The 21,996-nt window shown below is 56.4% G+C and carries 19 protein-coding genes and 2 other RNA genes; 18 read left to right on the forward strand and 3 right to left on the reverse strand.

Translation table 11 applies throughout. The features are described from left to right. Positions 1–24: 24 nt before the first annotated feature. The 8 genes from BQ5353_RS11795 (at position 25) to purD (ending at position 9,243) form a co-directional block, all read left to right on the forward strand. Complete coding sequence (locus tag BQ5353_RS11795) at positions 25–465, forward strand: NfeD family protein (protein WP_054332211.1); 441 nt, start codon at positions 25–27, stop codon at positions 463–465. A gap of 149 nt (positions 466–614) precedes the next feature. Continuing rightward, positions 615–1,541 carry an SPFH domain-containing protein gene (locus BQ5353_RS11800; RefSeq protein ID WP_071428328.1) on the forward strand — a complete coding sequence of 309 codons (927 nt, stop codon included), beginning with the start codon at positions 615–617 and terminating at the stop codon, positions 1,539–1,541. 495 nt (positions 1,542–2,036) lie between these two features. After that, positions 2,037–2,531 carry a 5-(carboxyamino)imidazole ribonucleotide mutase gene (gene purE / locus BQ5353_RS11805; RefSeq protein ID WP_071428329.1) on the forward strand — a complete coding sequence of 165 codons (495 nt, stop codon included), beginning with the start codon at positions 2,037–2,039 and terminating at the stop codon, positions 2,529–2,531. 99 nt (positions 2,532–2,630) lie between these two features. Next, complete coding sequence (gene purF / locus BQ5353_RS11810) at positions 2,631–4,049, forward strand: amidophosphoribosyltransferase (RefSeq protein ID WP_071428330.1); 1,419 nt, start codon at positions 2,631–2,633, stop codon at positions 4,047–4,049. 110 nt (positions 4,050–4,159) lie between these two features. After that, positions 4,160–5,197: a phosphoribosylformylglycinamidine cyclo-ligase gene (gene purM / locus BQ5353_RS11815; protein WP_195254536.1), complete on the forward strand. Its 1,038-nt coding sequence runs from the start codon at positions 4,160–4,162 to the stop codon at positions 5,195–5,197. Then, complete coding sequence (purN, locus tag BQ5353_RS11820; RefSeq protein ID WP_143117238.1) at positions 5,191–5,784, forward strand: phosphoribosylglycinamide formyltransferase; 594 nt, start codon at positions 5,191–5,193, stop codon at positions 5,782–5,784. The genes purM and purN overlap by 7 nt, the downstream gene beginning before the upstream one ends. Positions 5,785–6,341: 557 nt before the next feature. Then, positions 6,342–7,895: a bifunctional phosphoribosylaminoimidazolecarboxamide formyltransferase/IMP cyclohydrolase gene (purH, locus tag BQ5353_RS11825; RefSeq protein WP_071428332.1), complete on the forward strand. Its 1,554-nt coding sequence runs from the start codon at positions 6,342–6,344 to the stop codon at positions 7,893–7,895. Positions 7,896–7,971: 76 nt separating this feature from the next. Next, positions 7,972–9,243 (forward strand): phosphoribosylamine--glycine ligase, encoded by a 1,272-nt coding sequence (purD, locus tag BQ5353_RS11830; RefSeq protein ID WP_071428333.1) that lies wholly within the window; start codon positions 7,972–7,974, stop codon positions 9,241–9,243. Between the two features lie 121 nt (positions 9,244–9,364). Here the strand turns inward: purD and serS are convergent, their stop codons facing one another. After that, entirely contained in the window at positions 9,365–10,645 is a 1,281-nt protein-coding gene (serS, locus tag BQ5353_RS11835; RefSeq protein WP_054332284.1) for a serine--tRNA ligase, read from the reverse strand. 1,091 nt (positions 10,646–11,736) lie between these two features. Between serS and BQ5353_RS11840 the strand changes: the two genes are divergently transcribed. The 10 genes from BQ5353_RS11840 (at position 11,737) to ssrA (ending at position 20,311) form a co-directional block, all read left to right on the forward strand. Beyond that, positions 11,737–13,389 carry a peptidoglycan D,D-transpeptidase FtsI family protein gene (locus BQ5353_RS11840; RefSeq protein ID WP_143117239.1) on the forward strand — a complete coding sequence of 551 codons (1,653 nt, stop codon included), beginning with the start codon at positions 11,737–11,739 and terminating at the stop codon, positions 13,387–13,389. 236 nt (positions 13,390–13,625) lie between these two features. Further along, entirely contained in the window at positions 13,626–14,495 is an 870-nt protein-coding gene (locus tag BQ5353_RS11845) for a DegV family protein (protein WP_054332286.1), read from the forward strand. Positions 14,496–14,600: 105 nt separating this feature from the next. Next, positions 14,601–14,813, forward strand: a complete 213-nt coding sequence (locus BQ5353_RS11850) for a hypothetical protein (protein WP_054332287.1) — start codon at positions 14,601–14,603, stop codon at positions 14,811–14,813. Between the two features lie 792 nt (positions 14,814–15,605). Continuing rightward, positions 15,606–15,705: signal recognition particle sRNA small type (gene ffs, locus BQ5353_RS11855), an RNA gene on the forward strand. 75 nt (positions 15,706–15,780) lie between these two features. Next, entirely contained in the window at positions 15,781–17,382 is a 1,602-nt protein-coding gene (dnaX, locus tag BQ5353_RS11860) for a DNA polymerase III subunit gamma/tau (protein ID WP_054332288.1), read from the forward strand. A 20-nt stretch (positions 17,383–17,402) separates the two neighbouring features. Beyond that, positions 17,403–17,753, forward strand: coding sequence for a YbaB/EbfC family nucleoid-associated protein (locus BQ5353_RS11865; RefSeq protein ID WP_054332289.1), 351 nt, complete (start codon positions 17,403–17,405; stop codon positions 17,751–17,753). A 7-nt stretch (positions 17,754–17,760) separates the two neighbouring features. Next, positions 17,761–18,360, forward strand: coding sequence for a recombination mediator RecR (gene recR, locus BQ5353_RS11870; protein ID WP_054332290.1), 600 nt, complete (start codon positions 17,761–17,763; stop codon positions 18,358–18,360). Between the two features lie 575 nt (positions 18,361–18,935). Beyond that, a complete protein-coding gene (locus BQ5353_RS11875; protein WP_054332291.1) occupies positions 18,936–19,346 on the forward strand; it encodes a GtrA family protein in 411 nt (136 codons plus the stop codon). A 111-nt stretch (positions 19,347–19,457) separates the two neighbouring features. Then, positions 19,458–19,919 (forward strand): SsrA-binding protein SmpB, encoded by a 462-nt coding sequence (gene smpB / locus BQ5353_RS11880; RefSeq protein ID WP_054332292.1) that lies wholly within the window; start codon positions 19,458–19,460, stop codon positions 19,917–19,919. A 44-nt stretch (positions 19,920–19,963) separates the two neighbouring features. Then, positions 19,964–20,311, forward strand: a transfer-messenger RNA (tmRNA) gene (ssrA, locus tag BQ5353_RS11885). A 171-nt stretch (positions 20,312–20,482) separates the two neighbouring features. Here the strand turns inward: ssrA and BQ5353_RS11890 are convergent. Continuing rightward, positions 20,483–21,265, reverse strand: a complete 783-nt coding sequence (locus BQ5353_RS11890; RefSeq protein WP_071428334.1) for a hypothetical protein — start codon at positions 21,263–21,265, stop codon at positions 20,483–20,485. After that, positions 21,250–21,990, reverse strand: a complete 741-nt coding sequence (locus BQ5353_RS11895; RefSeq protein ID WP_204211314.1) for a TIGR02391 family protein — start codon at positions 21,988–21,990, stop codon at positions 21,250–21,252. Before BQ5353_RS11895 ends, BQ5353_RS11890 begins: the two co-directional genes overlap by 16 nt. Positions 21,991–21,996 lie beyond the last annotated feature (6 nt).

The following is a 21,996-nucleotide window of genomic DNA, read 5'->3' on the forward strand; positions in this document are numbered from 1 at the left end:
TGGATTGAGAGGAGTAATGAGGATATGGATGCATTGCAATGGATGCCCTTTGTTTGGCTGCTGATGGCGGTTCTGCTTGGGATCCTGGAGGCGGCCACCATCCAACTGGTGGCAATTTGGTTTGCCATTGGCAGCGTGGCGGCAGTTCCTGCGGCGTTGATGGGGCTTTCCTTTTTCTGGCAGGTTGTGGTGTTCCTGGCGGTATCGCTGTTCTGCCTGGTGCTGACCCGCCCGCTGATGAAAAAATTCCTGCGGGTGCGCCCCACCCGCACCAATGCGGACAGCTTGGTCGGCATGATCGGCGTGGTGGTGGAGGAAATTGACAACGATCGGGCCCAAGGCCGGGTCTATGTCAACGGGTTGGATTGGTCCGCCCGCAGCGAAGAGGGAGAAATCCTTGAAAAAGGGGAAAAAGTCTTGATAAAAGCCATCGAAGGAGTTAAAGTATTGGTGGAGCGGATTTAACACTTTTTGCAGACTGGCCCTTGGAGGGATGGTTCTTTTCCGGGAAGAAAAAGCCCGCCTCCTCCTGGCGTGGGACGCATTGGCTTTCGAAAACCGTTCCGGTATCTGCCGGTGACAATAGAGATCAATTTTTAGGAGGTACTCAATTTATGCCGTATGTACTATTGCTGTTGTTCCTGATTTTAATGGTCATGGTAGTGCTCAACATCAAAATTGTCCCCCAAGCCACCGTGTTCGTTGTGGAGCGGATGGGCGCTTATCAGGCCACTTGGGAGACCGGCGTCCACTTCACCATCCCCTTTGTGGACCGGGTGGCCAAAAAAGTCTCCTTGAAGGAGCAGGTGGTAGACTTCAACCCCCAACCAGTGATCACCAAGGATAATGTCACCATGCAGATTGACACGGTGGTGTTCTACCAGATCACCGACGCCAAGCTGTTTGCCTACGGTGTGGAGCGCCCCATCGCCGCCATTGAACACCTGACTGCCACCACCCTGCGGAATATCATCGGCGAGCTGGAATTGGATAACACCTTGACTTCCCGCGACGTGATCAACACCAAGATCACCGCCACTTTGGATGTGGCCACCGACAAATGGGGCATCAAAGTCAACCGGGTGGAGCTGAAAAACATCATCCCGCCCCGGGAGATTCAGGACGCGATGGAGCGCCAGATGAAAGCCGAGCGGGAAAAGAGAGAATCGGTGCTGCGCGCGGAAGGTGAGAAGCGCAGCCAGATCCTGGTGGCCGAAGGCGAGAAGGAATCGGCAATCCTGCGGGCAGAGGCTGTGCGGGAACAGAAGATCCGGGAGGCCCAAGGTGAGGCGGAGGCCATCATGATGGTTCAGAAGGCCCTGGCGGACAGCATTAAGCTGCTCAATGAGGCCAATCCATCTTCGGCGGTGCTGACCATCAAGGGCCTGGAAGCCTTCCAGAAGGCGGCTGACGGCAAGGCCACCAAGATCATCATCCCCAGCGAGATCCAGTCCCTGGCCGGTTTGGCCACCTCCTTTAAAGAGGTCATGACCGAGCCCCAGGCCGTGGAGCTGGAGGGGAACAAACCCTCCGAAATGTAGCGCATTTCCCCTAGAAGGGAATCGGCGGCGCAGACCCATCAAAGGGTTTGCGCCGCTTTTTTTGTGGGGATGGCCCCCAACCTCATTCAAGATTCCATCTTGCCGCAGGTTTTATGGGGCGCTGCAAACCCCATCGGTAAGAGCGTTTTGCACAAGCATCCGGGGCAGCCCTTGATCGAATTATCTAAATCTTGACCGGTTTTTCCCCAGTATCTATGGGAAGTCACCAATTTTTGCCAGCGCCTGTCAAGGGCGATTGAATTTTGTGGTGGAATAAGGTAAAATGAGGATAGAACGCGGATGGAGGGCTGGCCAATGACTTTCTCAGTTTATGTTGAAGCAGGTCAAAGCAACCAGCCGAATTGCGTCAAAATTTCTTTCGGGGCCGCAGTGCGCGCGGTCGAACTGCATCAAAACAGAATCGGGTAAACCAATCATAAGCTGTGGCCTAATTGTGTCGCAGCTTCTTTTATTTGTTGCATGGAGGGAAAAATCATGAAGAAAAAAGTAGCGGTTATCATGGGGAGCGACAGCGACCTGCCGGTGGTCAAGGGGGCCATTGGCACCTTAAAATCCTTTGGGATTCCGGTGGAAGTCCATGTGATGAGCGCCCACCGCACCCCAGAACAGGCTTGCGCCTTTGCCCGGGATGCCCGGAAAAACGGTTTTGGCGCCATCATTGCGGCCGCGGGGAAGGCAGCCCATCTGGCCGGTGTTTTGGCGGCCCACACCGCCTTGCCGGTGATCGGTATCCCCATCAAATCCTCCACCCTGGATGGGTTGGATGCCCTGCTCGCCACGGTGCAGATGCCCAAGGGCATCCCGGTTGCAACTGTTGCCATCGACGGCGCGGACAATGCGGGCATCCTGGCCGCCCAGATGCTGGCCCTCTCTGACGAGGAGATCGCCGCCCAGCTGGACGCCATGAAAGAAAAAATGACCCAGGATGTACTGGCCAAAGACGCCGCCATCCAAAGCGCAGAATTCTAATTCCCAATTGTGTGACGATGCAGGGGGAACCCCCAAGCCGGCTGCAGGATGGTGCGCCGGCCCACCCTTTTTTAAACAGGAAAGGCAGGAACAAATCCAATGATCGAGAAGCTTCACGAAGAATGCGGCGTGTTCGGCATCTATGACACCACCGGCGGCGATGTGGCGGCCAGCACCTATTTTGCGCTATACGCCTTACAGCACCGGGGCCAGGAGAGCTGCGGCATCGCGGTCAACGACTGCGGGGTCATCTCCTCCTATAAGGACGTGGGCCTGGTGCCGGATGTGTTCACCCGGGATCACCTGGAAAAGGTGGGCTCCGGCCAGATCGCCGTGGGCCATGTGCGGTATTCCACCATCGGCATCCCCACCCGGGAGGATTCCCAGCCCTTGGTGATCCGCCATGTCAAGGGCCCCATGGTGGTGGCCCACAACGGCAACCTGGTCAATGCAGAAGAGCTGAAAGAGGAGCTGGAGCTCAAGGGAGCTATCTTCCACACCAATTCCGATGCGGAGATTATCGCCCATGTGGTCACTGAGGGCCGCTTGGCCACCGACTCCATTGAAAAGGGGATCGAGCTGGCCATGGACCGGCTCAAAGGCGCCTATTCCATGGTGATGATGAGCGCCACCAAGCTGATTGCCGTCCGGGATCCCGAAGGGTTCCGGCCCCTGTGCATCGGCGAGAAGGAGGGCGCCATCATCTTCGCCTCCGAGACCTGCGCCCTGGACAGCTTGGGGGCCAAATACCTGCGGGAAGTGGACCCCGGCGAGATTGTGGTGGTGGATAAGGCCGGTATGCGCTCCATCCGCACCCACTGCAAGGGGAAAGGCCATGTCTGCGTCTTTGAATATGTGTACTTCGCCCGGCCCGACTCGGTGGTCGAGGGGGCCAGCGTCCATGAAGCCCGCCAGCGGGCCGGCGCTTTCCTGGCTTTGGAGAGCCCCGTCCAGGCGGACGTGGTCATCGGTGTGCCGGATTCCGGCCTGGATGCCGCCTTGGGCTTCTCCAAACAGTCCGGCATCCCCTACGGCGTGGGCTTTATCAAAAACCGGTATGTGGGCCGTACTTTCATCCAGCCCACCCAGGCTATGCGGGAAAACGCGGTGCGGATCAAGCTCAACGCCCTCTCCGCAACTGTCAAGGGCAAACGGGTGGTTTTGGTGGACGATTCCATCGTCCGGGGCACCACCAGCGCCCGGATTGTCAAGCTGCTGCGGGAGGCCGGCGCCACCGAAGTCCACATGCGGATCAGCTCCCCGCCCTTTATGCACCCCTGCTTCTTCGGCACCGATGTTGCCAGCCGGGATAAGCTGATCGCCTGCCGCCTCAATTCGGTGGAGGAGATCGCCAAGGAGATCGGGGTGGACAGCCTCGCCTACATGAAGGTGGAGGACATGAAGAAGATCGCCCAGGTGACCACCGGCTGCGACTTCTGCGTGGGCTGCTTCACCGGGGAATACCCCATTGAGACCCCTTATGAAAAACCGGTCTGCAAATACGATCTTAAGATCTAACACAGACGGGAACGGATTTGCTTTTCAGGCTCCTTCCAACAAAACTTCGCGGGGAGGAGCCTTTCTAAAAATAAAACAGCCGGGGCGAAGCGGCGGAATGGAAGATGAATATGAGCAAGAGCTTCAGCGACAGCTACAAAGCAGCAGGTGTAGATGTAACTGCCGGCTACAAGGCCGTGGAGTTGATGAAGGCCCATGTGGCCAAAACCATGACATCCGGCGTGGTCAGCGGGCTGGGCGGCTTTGGCGGCCTGTTTGAACTGGACCTCCAGGGGATCCAGAAACCGGTCCTGGTCTCCGGCACCGACGGTGTGGGCACCAAACTGAAATTGGCCATCCTCCAGGACAAGCACGATACAGTGGGCATTGACTGCGTGGCCATGTGCGTCAACGACGTGGTTTGCTGCGGCGCCAAGCCCCTCTTCTTCCTGGACTATGTGGCGGTGGGCAAAAACATCCCTGAAAAGGTGGCCAACATTGTCTCCGGCGTGGCGGAAGGCTGCGTCCAGTCGGGCTGCGCCCTCATCGGCGGCGAGACTGCGGAGATGCCCGGCTTCTATCCGGAGGATGAATATGACCTGGCCGGCTTTACCGTGGGCGTTGTGGACAAGGATAAGATCCTGGACCCCGCCAAGGTGGAAGCCGGGGATGTGATCATCGGCCTTGCCTCCTCCGGCGTCCATTCCAACGGCTTCTCGCTGGTGCGCAAGGTGTTCGATGTGGAAAATGCCGACCTGGGCGAGTACTATGACGAGCTGGGCTCCACCCTGGGGGAATGCCTCTTGACCCCCACCCGGATCTATGTAAAATCCATCCTCGCCCTGCTGGATGCGGTGCAGGTGAAATCCATCTCCCACATCACCGGCGGCGGTTTCTATGAGAACATCCCCCGCTGCCTGCCCGACGGCAAGCAGGCGGTCATCGACCGGGCCAGTGTGGATGTGCTGCCCATCTTCCAGCTGATCGCCAAAAAAGGCGGCATCAGCGAGCGGGATATGTTCAACACCTTCAACATGGGCGTCGGCATGTGCGTAGTGGTCAAGAAGGAGGATGCCGCCAAAGCGGTGGAAGTCCTCACCGCCTGCGGCGAGAAAGCCAAGGTCATCGGCCGTGTGGAGGACGGCGACCAAGGGGTTGTCATATGCTAAACATCGCAGTGTTTGTCTCCGGCGGGGGGACCAATTTCCAGGCCCTCATCGACGCCCAGAGGGCGGGGAAGTTCCCCGGGGGGGAGATCACCCTGTGCGTCTCCTCCTCCAAGAACGCTTACGCCCTGGAGCGGGCCCGGCAAAACGGCATTGAGACCGCCATCCTCCGCCGCCGGGATTACCCTTCCCAGGAGGAGCTGGACGGCGCCTTGCTGGATGTGCTGAAAACCCATGATATCGGCCTTATCGTTCTGGCCGGGTACCTGAGCATTTTGAGCGAGCGGGTAGTCCGGGCCTATGACCGGAAGATCATCAACGTTCACCCATCCCTGATCCCTTCCTTCTGCGGGGCGGGATACTATGGGCTCAAGGTCCATGAGGCGGCCCTCGCCTATGGGGTGAAGATCACCGGGGCCACCGTCCATTTTGTCAACGAAATCCCCGATGCAGGCAAAATCATCCTGCAAAAGGCGGTGGAGGTCCGGGAGGGGGACACCCCGGAAACCCTTCAGCGCCGGGTGATGGAAGAGGCTGAATGGCAGCTGCTGCCCCAGGCGGTGGCGATGTTCTGCCAAGGGGAGATATAGAGGGGGTGCACGCCCTCAAGCTCCTGGCCTAGGCAAGATTCCATCTTGGAATTGGTTATATGGGGCGCTGCACGCCCCCTGCACCCCGCAGGAATGAGGGGCCCTCATGCCGGCCCCTTGCACCCCCGGCACTTCCTTTTATGCGGATAAAAGGAAGCAAAACCCGTCGGGGAGACCCCGGTCCCCCACTTCGCCACAAAGGGAACGCTCGGAAGATTCCCCTTAGAGGCTCCAAACGCCTCGAGCGGGAAATCTTTCCGCTGGCGCGGATGCCCTCGCGGGGTTGCAAGAGGCCCACTTTTCAAAGTAACCCTACTCAGGAGCAGGGGGATTTTTAAGGGGGCACAGTCAGCTGGCTCTGACCGTACTGACTTCAACTGTGCCGCGAATAGTTCGGCCCCTCTTAAATGTGCTTTTTCCCTCTCTTTTTTCACACAAAAAAGAGAGCACGGGGTGCAGGGTGTGCAACGCCCTGCTAGACCACTTGCAAGATGGCAGTCTTAAAATGGAGTCTTACTTACTATGCCCGGTAGAAGGGCAAAACGGAGGAGATCGACATGGAGAAAAAAAGAAGAGCGATTTTAAGCGTTTCCGATAAAACAGGCATCGTGGAGTTTGCCAAAGCCCTGGAAGAGCTGGGGTATGAGGTGGTCTCCACCGGCGGCACCGCCCGCACCCTCCAGGAGAACGGGGTGGCGGTCACTGGAATCAGCGAGATCACCGGCTTCCCGGAGTGCTTGGACGGCCGGGTGAAAACCCTTCATCCCATGGTCCATGCGGGCATTTTGGCCATGCGGGGCAACCCCGACCACATGCGCCAGGTGGAGGAGCTGGGGGTCACCCTCATCGATGTGGTGGCCATCAACCTGTACCCTTTCAAGCAGACCATCCTGAAGCCGGATGTCACTTTGGAGGACGCCATTGAGAACATCGATATCGGCGGCCCCACCATGATCCGGGCTGCGGCGAAAAACTGGCAGGATGTGGCGGTCATCGTGGATCCCGCAGACTACGGCGCCGTCATTGAGGAGCTGAAAACCGGCGCTGTCTCCCGGGAGACAAAATTCCGCCTGGCGGCCAAGGTGTTCGAGACCACCGCGGCTTACGACGCCCTCATCTCGGGTTACCTGCGCAAACAGATGGGCGCCGATCCCTTCCCGGAGAAGTTCACCGTGACCTATGAGAAGGTTCAGGATATGCGCTACGGCGAGAACCCCCACCAGGCCGCGGCTTTCTACAAAGAGATCGGCCGGGGGGACAACGTCCTGGCAAACGCCCGCCAGCTCCATGGCAAGGAGCTCTCCTACAACAACATCAACGACGCCAACGGCGCTCTGGACACCCTCAAGGAGTTCGGCTACGAGCTGCCCTGCGCAGTGGCGGTAAAACACGCCAACCCCTGCGGCGTCGGGGTAGGGGCGACCCTCCACGAGGCGTACCTCAAAGCCTATGAGGCAGACCCGGTCTCCATCTTCGGCGGCATTGTCGCCCTCAACCGGGAGGTGGACAAGGAGACTGCAGAGGAGCTCTCCAAGATCTTCCTGGAGATTATCCTGGCCCCCAGCTTCAGCGCCGAGGCCCTGGCCATCCTGGAAAAGAAAAAGAACATCCGCCTCTTGGAGCTGCCCGGCCTGTACAAAGCCAACGGCGGCGACATGCTGGATATGAAAAAGGTGGCCGGCGGTCTGCTGGTCCAGGAACTGGACACCCAGCTCTTTGACGCTGACAACCTGAAGGTGGTCACCAAGCGGGCCCCCACCGAAGAGGAGATGCGCCAGCTGAAATTCGCCATGCGGGTGGTGAAGCACACCAAATCCAACGCCATTGTGCTGGCCAAGGACAACGCCACCGTTGGGGTGGGCCCTGGCCAGACCAACCGGATCACCGCCCTGGAGCTGGCCATCAAATACGGTGGGGAGAAGGTCAAAGGCTCGGTGATGGCCTCCGACGCATTCTTCCCCTTTGACGACTGCGTCAAGGCCGCCCAGGCAGCTGGTATCACCGCCATCATCCAGCCCGGCGGCTCGGTGCGGGATGAGGACAGCATCAAAGCCTGCGATGAGGCTGGCATCGCCATGGTGTTCACCGGCATGCGCCATTTCAAACACTAAGATCAACAACAATATCCGCCCCTGTCCGATGGATGATGGGGGCGGATATGCTGACATAGGGAAGGAGCTGTGACCCTTGCAAATTTTGGTAATTGGTTCCGGCGGCCGGGAACACGCCGTCATCAAAGCCCTGAAAAAGAGCCCCAAGGTGGACGCCCTCTACTGCTGCCCCGGCAACGGTGGCATCGCCGCCGACGCCACCTGCATCCCCATCAAGGCAACGGATATAGAGGGAGTGGTGGCTTTTGCCAAGGAAAAGGCCATCGACCTGGTGTTTGTCACCCCCGACGACCCGCTGGTGATGGGGATGGTGGACGCCCTGGAGGAGGCGGGAATCCGGGCCTTTGGGCCGCGGAAAAACGCCGCCATCCTGGAGGGGAGCAAGGTCTTTTCCAAAAACCTGATGAAGAAATACGGCATCCCCACCGCCGCCTACGAAACCTTTGACGACCCCCAGAAGGCCATCGCCTACATTGAGAACTTTAACCGCTATCCCATCGTCATCAAGGCGGATGGGCTGGCGTTGGGCAAAGGGGTGCTCATCGCCGGGAGCTTTGGGGAGGCCAGAGAGGCAGTCAAATCCATTATGGAGGATAAAGCCTTTGGCCAAAGCGGCAACCACATTGTGGTGGAGGAGTTTTTGGAAGGGGTGGAGGTTTCGGTCCTGGCCTTTACCGATTCCAAGACGGTCTGCCCCATGCCTTCCTCCATGGACCACAAGCGGGCTTTTGACGGCGACCAGGGCCTGAACACCGGGGGGATGGGCACCATCTGCCCCAACCCCCTGTATACGCCTGCGATCGCCCAGCGCTGCCAAAAGGAGATTTTTGAGCCCACCATTGCCGCCATGGCAAAGGAGGGCCGTCCCTTCCGGGGGGTGCTGTACTTCGGCCTGATGCTCACCGAAAAAGGCCCCTATGTCATCGAGTACAACTGCCGTTTTGGAGACCCGGAGACCCAGGTGATCCTTCCCCTCCTGAAAACCGATCTGGTGGAGATCATCGAGGCGGTGGAAAAGGGGACCCTCTCCCAGCTGGACATCCAGTGGGAGGATGCAGCCGCAGCCTGTGTCATCCTGGCCAGCGGCGGCTATCCCCAGAGCTATGAAAAAGGGCTGCCCATCTCCGGCCTGGACGCCCATGGCCAGGCGGATGGGGTGACCATCTACCACGCGGGCACCGCCCTGGCGGACGGGGGATACAAGACTGCCGGAGGCCGGGTGCTGGGGGTCACGGCGGTGGCGCCCACCCTGCGGGAGGCCTTGGATGCCGCCTATGCCGCGGCGGGGAAGATCGACTTCCCCAAAAAGCAGTTCCGCACCGACATCGGCGCCAAGGCGCTGTCCTAGGATACAACAACACCCCTTGGGGGAGCGAAGGCTCCTTCCAGGGGGTGTTGTTATGAAGTGGCCGACAAAAGAAAGAGAGGAAGCCTTTCCCCGTGGGGAGAGGCTTCCTCTTTTGGATATGCTATTTGATAAACTCTTTGCCGCCCATATACATCCGAAGGGGTTCGGGGATGCGGATGCTGCCGTCGGCCTGGAGGTTGTTCTCCAAGAAGGCGATGAGCATACGGGGCGGAGCCACCACCGTGTTGTTGAGGGTGTGGGCAAAGTAGTTGCCTTTTTCCTTGTTCCGGACCCGGATACCCAGACGGCGGGCCTGGGCGTCGCCCAGGTTGGAGCAGGAACCCACCTCGAAGTATTTCTTCTGGCGGGGGGACCAGGCCTCCACATCCAGGCTCTTGACCTTCAGGTCAGCCAGGTCGCCGGAGCAGCACTCCAGGGTGCGGACCGGGATGTCCAGGCTGCGGAAGAAGTCCACCGTGTTCTGCCACAGCTTGACAAACCACTGGGCGCTCTCGTCGGGATGGCAGACCACCACCATCTCCTGTTTTTCAAACTGATGGATGCGGTAAACGCCCCGCTCCTCGATGCCGTGGGCGCCCACCTCTTTGCGGAAACAGGGAGAATAGCTGGTCAGGGTCTGGGGCAGCTCGCTCTCCTCCAAGATGGTGTCGATGAATTTGCCGATCATCGAGTGCTCGCTGGTGCCGATGAGATAGAGGTCCTCGCCCTCGATCTTATACATCATGTTTTCCATCTCTGCAAAACTCATGACGCCGGTGACCACGTTGCTGCGGATCATGAAGGGGGGCACATAATAAGTGAAGCCCCGGTCGATCATGAAATCCCGGGCGTAGGAGAGGATGGCCGAATGGAGCCGGGCAATGTCCCCTTTCAGGTAGTAGAAGCCGTTGCCGCTGGTGCGCCGGGCGCTGTCCAGGTCGATGCCGTTCAGCCGCTCCATAATGTCGATGTGGTAGGGGACTTCAAAATCCGGGACCACCGGCTCGCCGAACTTTTCAATCTCCACATTTTCGCTGTCATCCTTGCCGATGGGAACCGAGGGGTCGATGATGTTGGGGATCACCAGCATCCGCTCCCGGATCTTGGCGGAGAGGTCGTCTTCCATAGCCTCCAGCTCTTCCATCTCCTTGGCCATGGCGGAGACTTTGGCTTTGGCTTCCTCTGCTTCCGCCTTCATCCCCTTGGCCATATAGCCGCCGATCTCTTTGCTGATGGCGTTCCGCTGGCCCCGCAGGGAATCGGCCCGTGTTTTGGCTTCCCGCAGCTTGGCGTCAAATTCCAGCACCTCATCCACCAGGGGGAGCTTCTCGTCCTGGAATTTCTTTTTGATATTCTCCTTTACAAGGTCGGGGTTGGCTCGAACCAGTTTGATATCCAGCATAGCAACTATCTCCTTTTGGTTTCATCGGACAGATGACGGCTTGGCGCCTTTTGTTTGGGGGAGTTCCGGGTACAAAAAAAGGACCCTGCCATCCCACGCGCACTGCATGGGACGGAAGAATCCGCGTTGCCACCCAAATTGCCGGAGGTCCATCAACCCCGCGGCCACTCGTTTGCGCTGTAACGGGCGCACCCTCCGGCTGTTCACCGGCAGCTCCAAAAGTGGACCAGGCCCATTCCCACCGGTTTGCACCTGCCACCGGCTCTCTGCAAGGTTTGGGAACCCTTTGCTTTTTTCCTCGCTGTATCTATCCGTGTATTTGAAAGATTTTCTTTATTATATCCCTCTTTGACCGGTTTTACAACCCTTAATTCAAAAAAATTGCAGTTTTTTTCTGGATAGCCGTCATCCGGGGAAGAATTTTTGGGGGGAATGGTTCCCTGGCCCCAAGGCCTCCGGTTATGCAAGCGTCCCGCCCTGCACCGGCCCTTATTCAAGATTCCATCTTGGGGTGGGCTTGTGGGGGCGCGCGCCCACACGCTCGCGCAAGGGTTTTTGTGTGAAAGAAACCCTTGCCCAACTGCGTTGTGCTCTCAAAAAGCACATTTAAGGGGGGCCGAACTACACGCGGCACAGGAAAAGCCCGAACGGCCAACTTGTTGGCTGTGCCCCCTCAAAACTCCCCTCTGCTTAGGGCAACTACCTAGAAAAATAGGCTCTTTGCAGCGCCGCGAGGGCATCCGCATTAGCGGAAAAATCTTTCGCTCGAGGTGTGGATGAGCCTCAGGTGTGCAAGCACACCTACTAAAGATTTTCCGAGCGTTCCCATTGTGGCGCACGGATAGGGGGGACCGGGGTCTCCCCGGCGGGTTTTGCTTCCTTTTATCCGCATAAAAGGAAGTGCCGGGGGTACAAGGGGCCGGCATGAGGGCCCCTCATTCTTGCGGGGCGTGGGGGTGTGCAGTGCCCCATAAACTGAGATGTGCAAGGGCAAAGCCCTCGGAGTGAGGGTTTGGGGACAGTCTTTCCCATGCTGCATGAATCCCCCCAAGCCGTCCATACTTCCTAAAGAGAAAAAGGGGGATGAATCCATGCGGATGCACAGACGGACAGTGGGGATCTTCAGCGCTATGGTGCTGGCCATGACCTTGCTTCTCTTTCGCCTGGGGGCGATTATCCAGGGGGACGGCCTCTCCCAGGCGGCCCTGCGGCAGAGCAGCTACCTTTTGGAGGTGGGCAGCACTAGGGGGATGATCTACGACCGGAATTTCCAGCCTTTGGTGGGGGAAACGGTGGAGGCAGTGGCAGCGGTGCTCCCTGGGGAGGAGTCGGCGGCGTTAGCGGGCAAACTCTCCGGGGAGGAGAGGGAGGCCTTCACCCAAAAACTGGCCCAGCGGCTGCCGTTTTTAACCCGGCTCCCCGGTGAACTGCGCTCCTTTCCCGCCGGGGTCACCCCTATGGAGCGGATTCTCCGCTACCGGAAAAGCGGCCAGTTGGCCCCCCATGTCATCGGGTATTTGGATGGGGAAAACGGGGCGGCTGGCATCGAAAAAGCTTACGATTCCCTTTTGAAGCAATTCGGCGGGAGCCTTTGCCTGCGGTATCAGATCAATGCAGCGGGAAGCCCCATTGGCGGGGAGCTCCCCCAAGAGGTGCAGGAGGGTTATGGCCGCCCCGGCGGGGTGGTTCTCACCTTGGACAAAGAGATCCAGTCCATCGCCCAAAGCGCGGCCAAACGCTGGATAGACAAAGGGGCGGTGGTGGTGATGGACGTCCGTTCCGGGGACCTGCTGGCGGTGGTGAGCCTGCCGGATTTCGACCCAAACAACCTCTCCAAAAGCATGACCCAAAAGGATTCCCCTTTCTTCAACCGTGCTTTCCACGGGGAATACAACGTTGGTTCCACCTTTAAGCTGGTCACTGCATCCACCGCCTTGGAACAGGGGATCAGCCGGTTTCGCACCTTCGACTGCACCGGTGCTGTGGAGGTGGAGGACGTGACCTTCCACTGCCACAAGCTCTCTGGCCACGGGGTCTTGGATATGCAGGGGGCGATGGAGTGGTCCTGTAACCCTTATTTCATCACGTTGGGTCAAATGGCCGGCGGGGAAAACATCCTCAAAAAGGCCCAAGCCATCGGGTTTGGCAGCCCTAGCCAATTGGCCCCCGGCATCGCCACAGCCTCCGGGAGCCTCCCCGCCTTGGAGGCGATGGAAAGCCCCGCTGAGGTGGCAAACCTGTCCTTTGGGCAGGGCAAACTGACCGCCACCCCGGTGCAGATTGCCCAATTGGTATCCACAGTGGCCAATGGGGGCAAGAGCGTCCATCCCAGGCTGGTCTACGGGACCACCGAAGACGGGCTCTCGATCCAGAATCAGGAGGAGGGCTACGCCCAAAACCAAGTGATTTCCTCAGCGGCGGCCAAGCGGGTCGCTCAATTTATGGTGGATACCGTGGAGTATGGAAGCGGCCAAAAAGCCAAGCCCAAAGCCGGTGGAGCCGGCGGCAAAACCGCCTCTGCCCAGACGGGCATCTATGAGGATGGAGTAGAGATTGTCCACGCCTGGTTTGCCGGTTTTTATCCGGCCGAGGAACCGCGGTACACCATCGTAGTGTTGGCTGAGGGGATGGAATCCGGCGGGGATTACGCCGCCCCTGTGTTCCAGGAGATCGCCGACGGCATCGCCGATTACAAGGGGATGGATTTCCCCCAGCCGCCGGCCTCGGAAGAAGGGGAATCATGAGGAGGGATTGCCCCCAGCCTGTGCCCCGTTCCCGTCGGCTATGGAGGGCATCGGAACCCATAGGGTTGCATTAGAGCAACCTAACAGAGGAAAGGGGTTAAAAATGGTGATTTTGAAAGAGTTGCAGGTAGATTCCACAAAAAGTTTTTTTGTTTGTATTGAATAGCTGACAAAAAAATGTTATCATTGTTACATCTTTTGAGAGTGCGATTCAAACCGGAAGGTGGAACTGATTTATGGAATATAAAAATTTTGTCATCACAGCGGATACCACCTGCGACCTGCCCCAGCGGGTGGTGGAAGAGTTGGAACTGCGGCTTCTGCCGGTGTGCTGTACCATCGGCGGAGAAGATTTTACCTCAGGCGATCCCCAGGTGCTCAAGCGGTTTTTTGACCGGCTTCGGGCGGGGGAAATGGCCACAACCAGCCAGGCGACCCCTCAGCAGGCCCAGGAATTGTTTGAACCCATTTTGAAAGAGGGCAAACAAATCCTACATATTTCCTTTTCCTCAGGGCTTTCTGGCACTGCCGGCAGTGTCCAGATAGCCGCGGGCATCCTCAATGAGCTCTATGGGGAGGACAGTGTGATCGTGGTGGATTCTCTGTGCGCTTCGGTGGGGGAGGCCCTCCTCATCCAGCGGGCCTTTGCCATGAAGGAAGAGGGAAAATCCCGGGAGGAAATCCGCCAGTGGCTGGAGCAGAATAAAAATCAAGTGGTCCATCTGATTTTAGTGGACGACCTGGATCATCTATACCGGGGCGGCCGGATCAACAAAGCCACTGCGGTGGTAGGCGGCGCCTTGGGGATTAAACCCCTCCTCCACATGGATTTGGAAGGGAAGCTGAACACCTATGCAAAAGAGCGGGGACGGCGCAAAGCCCTCCAATCCATGGCCCAGGAGATGGCAAAACGCACTGGCGGCTACCAAAACCCCATCGCCTATATCTGCCATGGGGATTGCGAGGAGGACGCCAACCTCCTGGCGGATCTGGTCCATCAAAAAACCGGCGTCGGCCAGGTGATGGTCACCTCCATCGGGGCCACCATTGGAGCTCACACTGGCCCCGGCGTCATTGGCTTGGTGTTTTTAGGAAATCCCAAATAAGCCCAAAGGGCGGAGACTTGTGCGGTCTTCGCCCTTTTTTGTATGGCGTCTCTTTTGCTGGGAAAGACTAATCCCATAGATTTGATGAAATGGAGGGATTGTTTTTTGGAAAGCGGCGTTGTCATGATGGTCGCCGGTGCAGCCACCAAGGAGGCCCGGGACAAAGTGGTGGATACACTATCCAGCCTGCCAGGGGTGGAACTGGTGCAGATGTTCACCGAGACTGGGAAAATTGTAGTCTCCGGCGGGGATTTGGACCCCATGGAGCTCTCCGACCGGGTAGAGGGGCTGGGGTATACAGTGCTCCTTGCAGAATAAATAGGAGGGCCTCGCTGCTGGCCCCCAACCCCCAGGTTATGCAGGGGCTGCACCCAGCCCCATTTTCTATAGGGAAGTTTCCCTGTAACTCTGGTTTCCTGGGGCTTCCAGCCCCCGCACCCCCGGCCAGGGCCTTTTTGCACGAAAAAGGCCCTGGACCCAAAAGCGTGTTTAAGGGGGAATAGGCAAAGCTCGCGACACAGTGCAAGCCTATTCCCCCTCAAAACTCCCCCTGTGCCAAGGGTAGTCACCAAGAAAAATAGGCTTCTTACAGCGCCGCGAGGGAATCCGCGCAGCGGAAAAATCTTTCGCTCGAGGTGTGGAGAGCCTCTAAGAAAGATTTTCCGAGCGTGCCTATTGTGGCGCACAGATAGGGGGGCCGGGGTCTCCCCGGCGAGCTTTGGTTCCTTTCTCTCGCCAGAAAGGAACCACGGGGGTTTGGGGGTGTGCAACGCCCCATAATGCCCCACCCCAAGATGGAATCTTGAATAGGGATCGGATACAGGGCGCAACGCCCTGCATAACGAATTGTAAGATGGAATCTTACCCTGTTCTGGGGGTTTGGGGGCGTGCAGCGCCCCATAAATCCCAATCCCAAGATGGAATCTATAAGGGCCGGGTGCAGGGCGGAGCGCCTGCATAGCCGGGGTTTGGGCGCCGGAAGCCCTGGGGAAGTTTGAATCTTTTGTAAACTGCAAAAAAAGAGTTGAGTTTTTTTCTTTCCTATAGTATAATAAATCGTGCTAGTTGAAAACAGGCGGCAGGACAGAGTGTATGCTCGGTCATGCGGATATGCGGGTCCTGTGCGACAGTGCACCGTGAACCATGTCAGGCGGGGAACCGAGCAGCATTAAGCGGTCAGCAGTGTGTGCCCCAGGCAAATCTGTGTATCCGTATGACCGAGCATATACCCCTAATGGGGGATGTTCCTGCCTTCTTTTTTTGTGGACAGCAAGGGGGGAAGGCCATGTATCAAGCGTTATATCGAAAATACCGCCCCAAAACCTTTGAAGATGTCGTCGGGCAGGAGCATATCACCACCACCCTCAAAAACGAGATCGCGGGGGGTAAGCCTTCCCATGCCTATCTGTTCACCGGCAGCCGGGGAACCGGCAAAACCACCTGTTCCAAAATCCTGGCCAAAGCGGTCAACTGCCCCAACCAAGCGGGGGGGAACCCCTGTGGGGTGTGCGACATCTGCCGGGGGATTGAGGACGGCTCTATCCTGGATGTGGTGGAGATTGACGCCGCCAGCAACAACGGGGTGGACAACATCCGCGACCTGCGGGACGAGGCCAACTTCACCCCGGCGGTGGCAAAGTACCGGGTGTATATCATCGACGAGGCCCACATGCTCTCCACCGGGGCGTTCAACGCCCTTTTGAAGATCATGGAGGAGCCGCCGGAGCATGTCATCTTCATCCTGGCCACCACCGAGGTCCACAAGATTCCAGCCACGGTGCTCTCCCGGTGCCAGCGGTTTGACTTCAAGCGGATCAGCGGGGACGAGCTCTCCGGCCGGCTGCAATATGTGGCCCAGCAGGAGGGGTTTGCCCTGGCAGAGGACGCGGCGCTGCTCATCGCCCGGCTGTCGGATGGGGGCATGCGGGACGCCATCTCCCTTTTGGACTTGTGCTCCTCCTACAGCCACGACATCACCCTCTCCACCGTGGCGGACGCCGCCGGTGTGGTGGGGCAGGACCATCTCTTCTCCCTGGATGAGGCCATCGCCTCCCGGGACCCGGCTCAGGCTCTGGCCCAAATCGAGGCCTTGGGGGAGCGGTCGGTGGACCCGGAACGGCTCTGCGAACAGCTGATCGGCCACTTCCGGGATTTGATGATAGCCTCTTCCGTGGCCGATCCGGGGCCCCTCCTCACCTGTATGCCCAGCGAGCAGGAACAGCTGAAAACCCACGCCAAAGCTTTCCCCATGGGGGAAATCCTGTATATCCTCACCGTGCTTCAGGACTGCCTGGGCCGAATGGCCAAGACCACCCTGCGCAAAACCGAGCTGGAGATGGCGGCCATCCGGCTGTGCAGCCCCCAGCTCTCCACCTTGCCGGAGGGAATTCTCGCCCGGCTGGAGCGGTTGGAGCGGGCCCTCACCGCCGGGGCATTCCCCCAAGCCGGACAAGCGCCCGCCCCTCTTGCCAAGGAACCCGCCGGCTGCGGGGGAGAGGACCTGCCATCCCCGACGGCGGAAATCCCGCCGCCCCCAACCCCAAAAGAGGAGAAGGTGGCCGTCCCATTCGGCCCTTGGCAGCAGGTGCTGGAACGGCTGGAACAGCTCAACGGGGCTTTGTATGGAGCCCTTTGCGGCTCCAATGCCTATGAGTGCGAAGGGGTATTGCTCATCGACTGCAAAAACCCCATGTTCCTCTCCCTCATCCGGGACAACGACTACTCCCGCAAAAGCATCCGGCAGGCGGTGATGGAAGTCACCGGCCGAAAGCTCCGCTTGGGGCCTTACAAGCCGGAACAGTATCAGACAAAACCGTCACAACCCGATCCTTTGGAGGACTTTTTAAACAATCTGTCCCTGCCCCAGGAGTCGGTTGAAATATTGTAAAACATTGGAGGACTATCGATATGAAAGCAAGACTGCCCCAGGGCTATGGCAAAGCGCCGGCCAACAACATGAACAGCATGATCAAACAAGCTCAGAAAATGCAGGAAGAACTGGCCAAAAAACAGGCCGAGCTGGATGAGATGGAGTTTTCCACCACTGCAGGCGGCGGCGTTGTCACCGTGGTGATGAACGGCAAAAAAGAGATGAAATCCCTGACCATCAAACCCGAGATCGTCAACGCCGACGACATCGAGATGCTCCAGGACCTGATTATGGCCGCCACCAATGAGGCGCTGCGCACCATCGAGGAAAAAACAGCCCAGGAGATGGACAAAATCACCGGCGGACTGAACATCCCCGGCTTGATGTAACCTTCCCATGGCATACAATGTCCTGCCCTTGACCCGGCTGATCGAACAGTTTGAACGGCTGCCGGGCATCGGCAAAAAGACGGCCCAGCGGCTGGCCTTTTATGTGCTGGGATTGCCCCAGGAAAAGGCCCAGGAGTTCGCCAACGCCATCCTGGACGCCAAGGAGAAGATCAAGCGGTGCGCGGTCTGCCAGAACCTGACCGACGAGGAGCTTTGCCCCATCTGCCGCAGCGCTGACCGGGACCGCTCCATCCTCTGCGTGGTGGAGGACCCCCGGGACGTCATTGCCTTTGAGCGCACCAAGGAGTATCACGGCCTGTACCATGTGCTCCACGGGCTCATCTCCCCCATGGACGGCATCGGCCCTGAACAGCTGACCATTAAGGAACTGCTGGCCCGCCTCCAATCCGGAGAGGTGCAGGAGGTGGTCATGGCCACCAACCCCACGGTGGAAGGGGAAGCCACCGCCATGTATGTGGCCCGGCTCCTCAAGCCCCTGGGTATCAAGGTGACCCGCCTGGCCTATGGCATCCCAGTGGGCGGCAACCTGGAATATGCCGATGAGGTGACCCTGTACCGCGCCTTGGAGGGCAGAAGCGAAATTTAAAAGGGGCTTCCTGAGGCTTTCAGACCCTAACCCCCCCATTCAAGATTCCATCTTGTGGCAGGTTTTATGGGGCGCTGCCCGCCCCCAAACCCCCGTGGTCCCTATCTAGCGAGAGAAAGGAACCAAAGCTCGCCGGGGAGACCCTGGTCCCCCTATTTGTGCGCCACAATGGGAACGCTCGGAAAATCTTTCTTAGAGGTTTCCCCACCTCGGGCGAAAGATTTTTCCGCTGGCGCGGATTCCCTCGCGGGGCTGCAAAAGGTCTATTTTTCTTGGTAGCCCACCCAGGAACAGGGAGATTTTTAAGGGGGCACAGTCAGCTAACGCTGACCGTACTGACTTCAACTGTGCCGCGTGCTGTTCGGCCCCTCTTAAATGTGCTTTTTGGTAGCCCAACTTTGTTGGGCTGGGCTTTCTTTCACATAAAAAAGGGAGCGCGGGTGTGGGGGCGCGGGCCCCCACAAATCAATTCCAAGATGCAATCTTGAGGTCGGCAGGAGAGCCTCTTACAAGAAAAAAGCCCTTTCTCCTTCGGCTTTTGGGCAGGGGAAGGGCGAAGGCGAGGCGATACCAGCATGGAACAGATCAAGGCCCTCCTCCAGGGGGACAATCTGAAAAAGTTTTTGAAGTTTGCCCTCACCGGCGTGGGAAACACCTTAGTGGATTTGATCCTTTTTCGGGTGCTCTATACCTATTTGGGGGTGAACATCTATCTCTCCCAGGTGTGCAGCTATTCGGCGGGGATGCTCAACAGCTACGTGGTCAACCGCAGCTGGACCTTCCGCTCCAAGGAGAAGTTCTTTAGCGCCCAAATGGTCCGGTTTTTGGCCTTGGGCGGGTTGATGCTCGCTTTGAGCACCGGCTTGCTTTACCTGTTCACCGGCTGGGGCCTTTCTGGGATGGCCGCCAAGCTGTTGACCACCGGCCTTGTTTTGGTGGTCAATTTCCTCTTGAGCAAGCTGTGGGTCTTCCGCAGTGGGAAATAAACCCAAGCTCTGAAAAGGCCCCTTGCATGGGGAAGGGGCTTTGTGGTATACTCACAAAAGGGATTGCCACCCCATATTTGAGGCGATCTTTGGAAAGGAGTGGCTGGCTTCATGGCCAAATTGGAAACCAAAACCATTGCCGTCAACAAAAAAGCCCGCCACGACTATTTCGTCGAGGAGAGCTTTGAAACCGGGATTGTCTTAGCTGGCACCGAGGTGAAATCCCTGCGGGCCGGCACGGTCAACCTGAAAGACAGCTGGTGCGATATCGAAAATGGCGAGATCTTTGTCAAACAGATGCACATCAGCCCTTATGAAAAAGGGAATATTTTCAATAAAGATCCTATGCGCACCCGCAAACTGCTGATGCACCGGCGGGAAATCCACCGGCTCCTGGGGCTGCTCAAACAGGAGGGGTATACCTTGATCCCCCTCTCCTTGTATTTCAAAGGCTCCCGGGTGAAATTGCAGCTGGGCTTGTGCAAGGGTAAAAAACTCTACGACAAACGGGAAGACGCCGCCAAGCGGGATGCCAAACGGGATATTGACCGGGCTCTGAAACAGCGGCGCTGACCAAACATTCAATTCCGGGGAGACAAGGGTTTCCCCTCATATTTGGGGGCGTAAAGGTTTCGACGAGGATTGTGCAGTGTGAGAAGCGAGTAGAGGCGCACGACCTCTATAAAACGTGACTTTTTAAAAATAAACGCTAACGATAACGTTGCATTTGCTGCTTAATTAAGCAGCCGTCTTGCCCCGGAGTACCACGGCTGGGAACAAGGCGTCGATGAGTGGTGAACGATCCGTCTGAGCTCCTCGTAAGACAGGATTGTATTAGGGGATACCAAAGCCTTTAGCCTGTTTGCCGGCGATTGGCTGCGGGAAACTTAAAAGACAAACTGCACTCGGAGATGCTTGCATGAATCGGTTTTCGGACGGGGGTTCAATTCCCCCCGCCTCCACCAAATGGACATTACATGAACACCTACTTTTTCAAAGGCGGCTTTGCCGTCAGGGTGTGGCTGTGATGTCGAAACAGAAACTGAGGGTCAAGGTACGGATGTGCCTTGACCCTCGGTTTTTTGTATCTCTACAGTGGTTATTGAGCAGAAGATAAGCAGCAGAATATTTATCAATCAAATTTTTCTTCTTGCGATTTTTTTCATCTTTGTGTACCCTTCACATCCAATAACAGAAATGGAATTTAGTTTTTTCAATGCATTTTCTATGCTGATTCTAATTTGCATGGGAGTATATCTATCAAGAGCGCCCCGGTTGACCGCCATAATTATATCTTGCTTTTCTTTATTGTAAATACTCCAGAACTGATCATAATTTCTGTTTTGATTTGTAGTGCTGAAGTGTTTCAGCATATTTTCTACCGACCGCTTTTGTTCGCCATTCATACCATCTGGAATGGTTGCAACTAATCCCTTAACTGCCTCATTAACATCGACCGGATTTTGGCTGCACAAATTTAAGGATTGCAAGACAGCATTTCCTTCCATTTGCATAAGTGTTTGCTGCGTATAAAAGAAAAAGTTCTTCTGCAAATTTTTCATCAATTCCTGCTGTTCAAGAATCTCTGTAGCACAATTATAAAATTCATCAAAGGTATTGAAGCTAAATGAATCCAGCTTGCGGATAAAATAGTGTTTGTATTGATCCCAGTAGTCTGTCTTAAAAAGAATTTGTGACTCATAAAAGGCAGAGTCATTCAGAACTCCTTCGGTAATATAGGAACCTATTTCTCTAATGCGTTTCTGTAAATCCTCAATTTGCAGAATGATCAATGAAGCTGCTTCTGAAACCTTCCGACGTTCCTGCGCCCAGTAGATAAAGAATGCAGATGCACCTACTAAAACAAGTAAAATATTAAGCCAATTAGAGCCAACAAATTCTCCTATTTTTTCCCACATATACTTTCACCATCTCTTTTCTTTTGTTTTTTGGAATATCGTATGTTCTTCTTGAGAAAACAGATTAGTTTCCAGCGATCGATTCGTTTGGGCATATTATTGTATATTTTTTGATAATCAACTTTTGACTGAATCCACCGCCCATTTTTTGTAATACTATGACCATCCAATAAATTTAGGAAGAAAGAAACTTCAATAATTATGGAAATAGTATTGCTAACCCCTGACCCAATGTGATTGTGTTGATAAAGATTTCTTGGGCCTTGAAAAAGGCCCATAAGCATATACCTGATGCCATCTTGTTCATTTCGATCTGACTCTGTTTTTAGTTCATTTATTGCAATTAAAGGAACTTTTTTTGTTTCTCCCGTTTTCTTATCTACCTCAAATGACAATGCTCTTGTTGCCAAATCAAATCCGTGTGAATCTAAACCAGATTTTTTCTTAAGATAGTTTTCTAAAACTACGAAGGCTTCTCGTGCGGATGCTTCAAACTCAGATTTGTACATAAGGTTTATTGCTTTCTCAAGTGCAGGATGCGTATCGTAAATGTCAAAAAAACCTTTTAGTTTATCCAAAGATTCTGGCATTAAACTTCCACAACACGGGCAAAATTTGAAATCCCTATAGCCAAATCCGTAAGTTCCATTTTCAAACTCTTTAAGTTCTTTGCGTCTTGGCGGAAGATTACATTGATTCGGGCAAGAGTATTTTTTGCCTCTCAAGATTTT

The sequence above is a fragment of the Merdimmobilis hominis genome (assembly GCF_900104615.1).
Classification (GTDB): Bacteria; Bacillota; Clostridia; order Oscillospirales; family Ruminococcaceae; genus Merdimmobilis; species Merdimmobilis hominis.

Excerpts from the sequence above, each read along its gene's own strand:
- BQ5353_RS11795 (WP_054332211.1), top strand. The coding sequence starts at position 25 with ATGGATGCATTGCAATGGATGCCCTTTGTTTGGCTGCTGATGGCGGTT.
- BQ5353_RS11800 (WP_071428328.1), top strand. The coding sequence starts at position 615 with ATGCCGTATGTACTATTGCTGTTGTTCCTGATTTTAATGGTCATGGTA.
- purE (WP_071428329.1), top strand. The coding sequence starts at position 2,037 with ATGAAGAAAAAAGTAGCGGTTATCATGGGGAGCGACAGCGACCTGCCG.
- purF (WP_071428330.1), top strand. The coding sequence starts at position 2,631 with ATGATCGAGAAGCTTCACGAAGAATGCGGCGTGTTCGGCATCTATGAC.
- purM (WP_195254536.1), top strand. The coding sequence starts at position 4,160 with ATGAGCAAGAGCTTCAGCGACAGCTACAAAGCAGCAGGTGTAGATGTA.
- purN (WP_143117238.1), top strand. The coding sequence starts at position 5,191 with ATGCTAAACATCGCAGTGTTTGTCTCCGGCGGGGGGACCAATTTCCAG.
- purH (WP_071428332.1), top strand. The coding sequence starts at position 6,342 with ATGGAGAAAAAAAGAAGAGCGATTTTAAGCGTTTCCGATAAAACAGGC.
- serS (WP_054332284.1), bottom strand. The coding sequence starts at position 10,645 with ATGCTGGATATCAAACTGGTTCGAGCCAACCCCGACCTTGTAAAGGAG.
- BQ5353_RS11840 (WP_143117239.1), top strand. The coding sequence starts at position 11,737 with ATGCGGATGCACAGACGGACAGTGGGGATCTTCAGCGCTATGGTGCTG.
- BQ5353_RS11845 (WP_054332286.1), top strand. The coding sequence starts at position 13,626 with ATGGAATATAAAAATTTTGTCATCACAGCGGATACCACCTGCGACCTG.
- dnaX (WP_054332288.1), top strand. The coding sequence starts at position 15,781 with ATGTATCAAGCGTTATATCGAAAATACCGCCCCAAAACCTTTGAAGAT.
- BQ5353_RS11865 (WP_054332289.1), top strand. The coding sequence starts at position 17,403 with ATGAAAGCAAGACTGCCCCAGGGCTATGGCAAAGCGCCGGCCAACAAC.
- recR (WP_054332290.1), top strand. The coding sequence starts at position 17,761 with ATGGCATACAATGTCCTGCCCTTGACCCGGCTGATCGAACAGTTTGAA.
- BQ5353_RS11875 (WP_054332291.1), top strand. The coding sequence starts at position 18,936 with ATGGAACAGATCAAGGCCCTCCTCCAGGGGGACAATCTGAAAAAGTTT.
- smpB (WP_054332292.1), top strand. The coding sequence starts at position 19,458 with ATGGCCAAATTGGAAACCAAAACCATTGCCGTCAACAAAAAAGCCCGC.
- BQ5353_RS11890 (WP_071428334.1), bottom strand. The coding sequence starts at position 21,265 with ATGTGGGAAAAAATAGGAGAATTTGTTGGCTCTAATTGGCTTAATATT.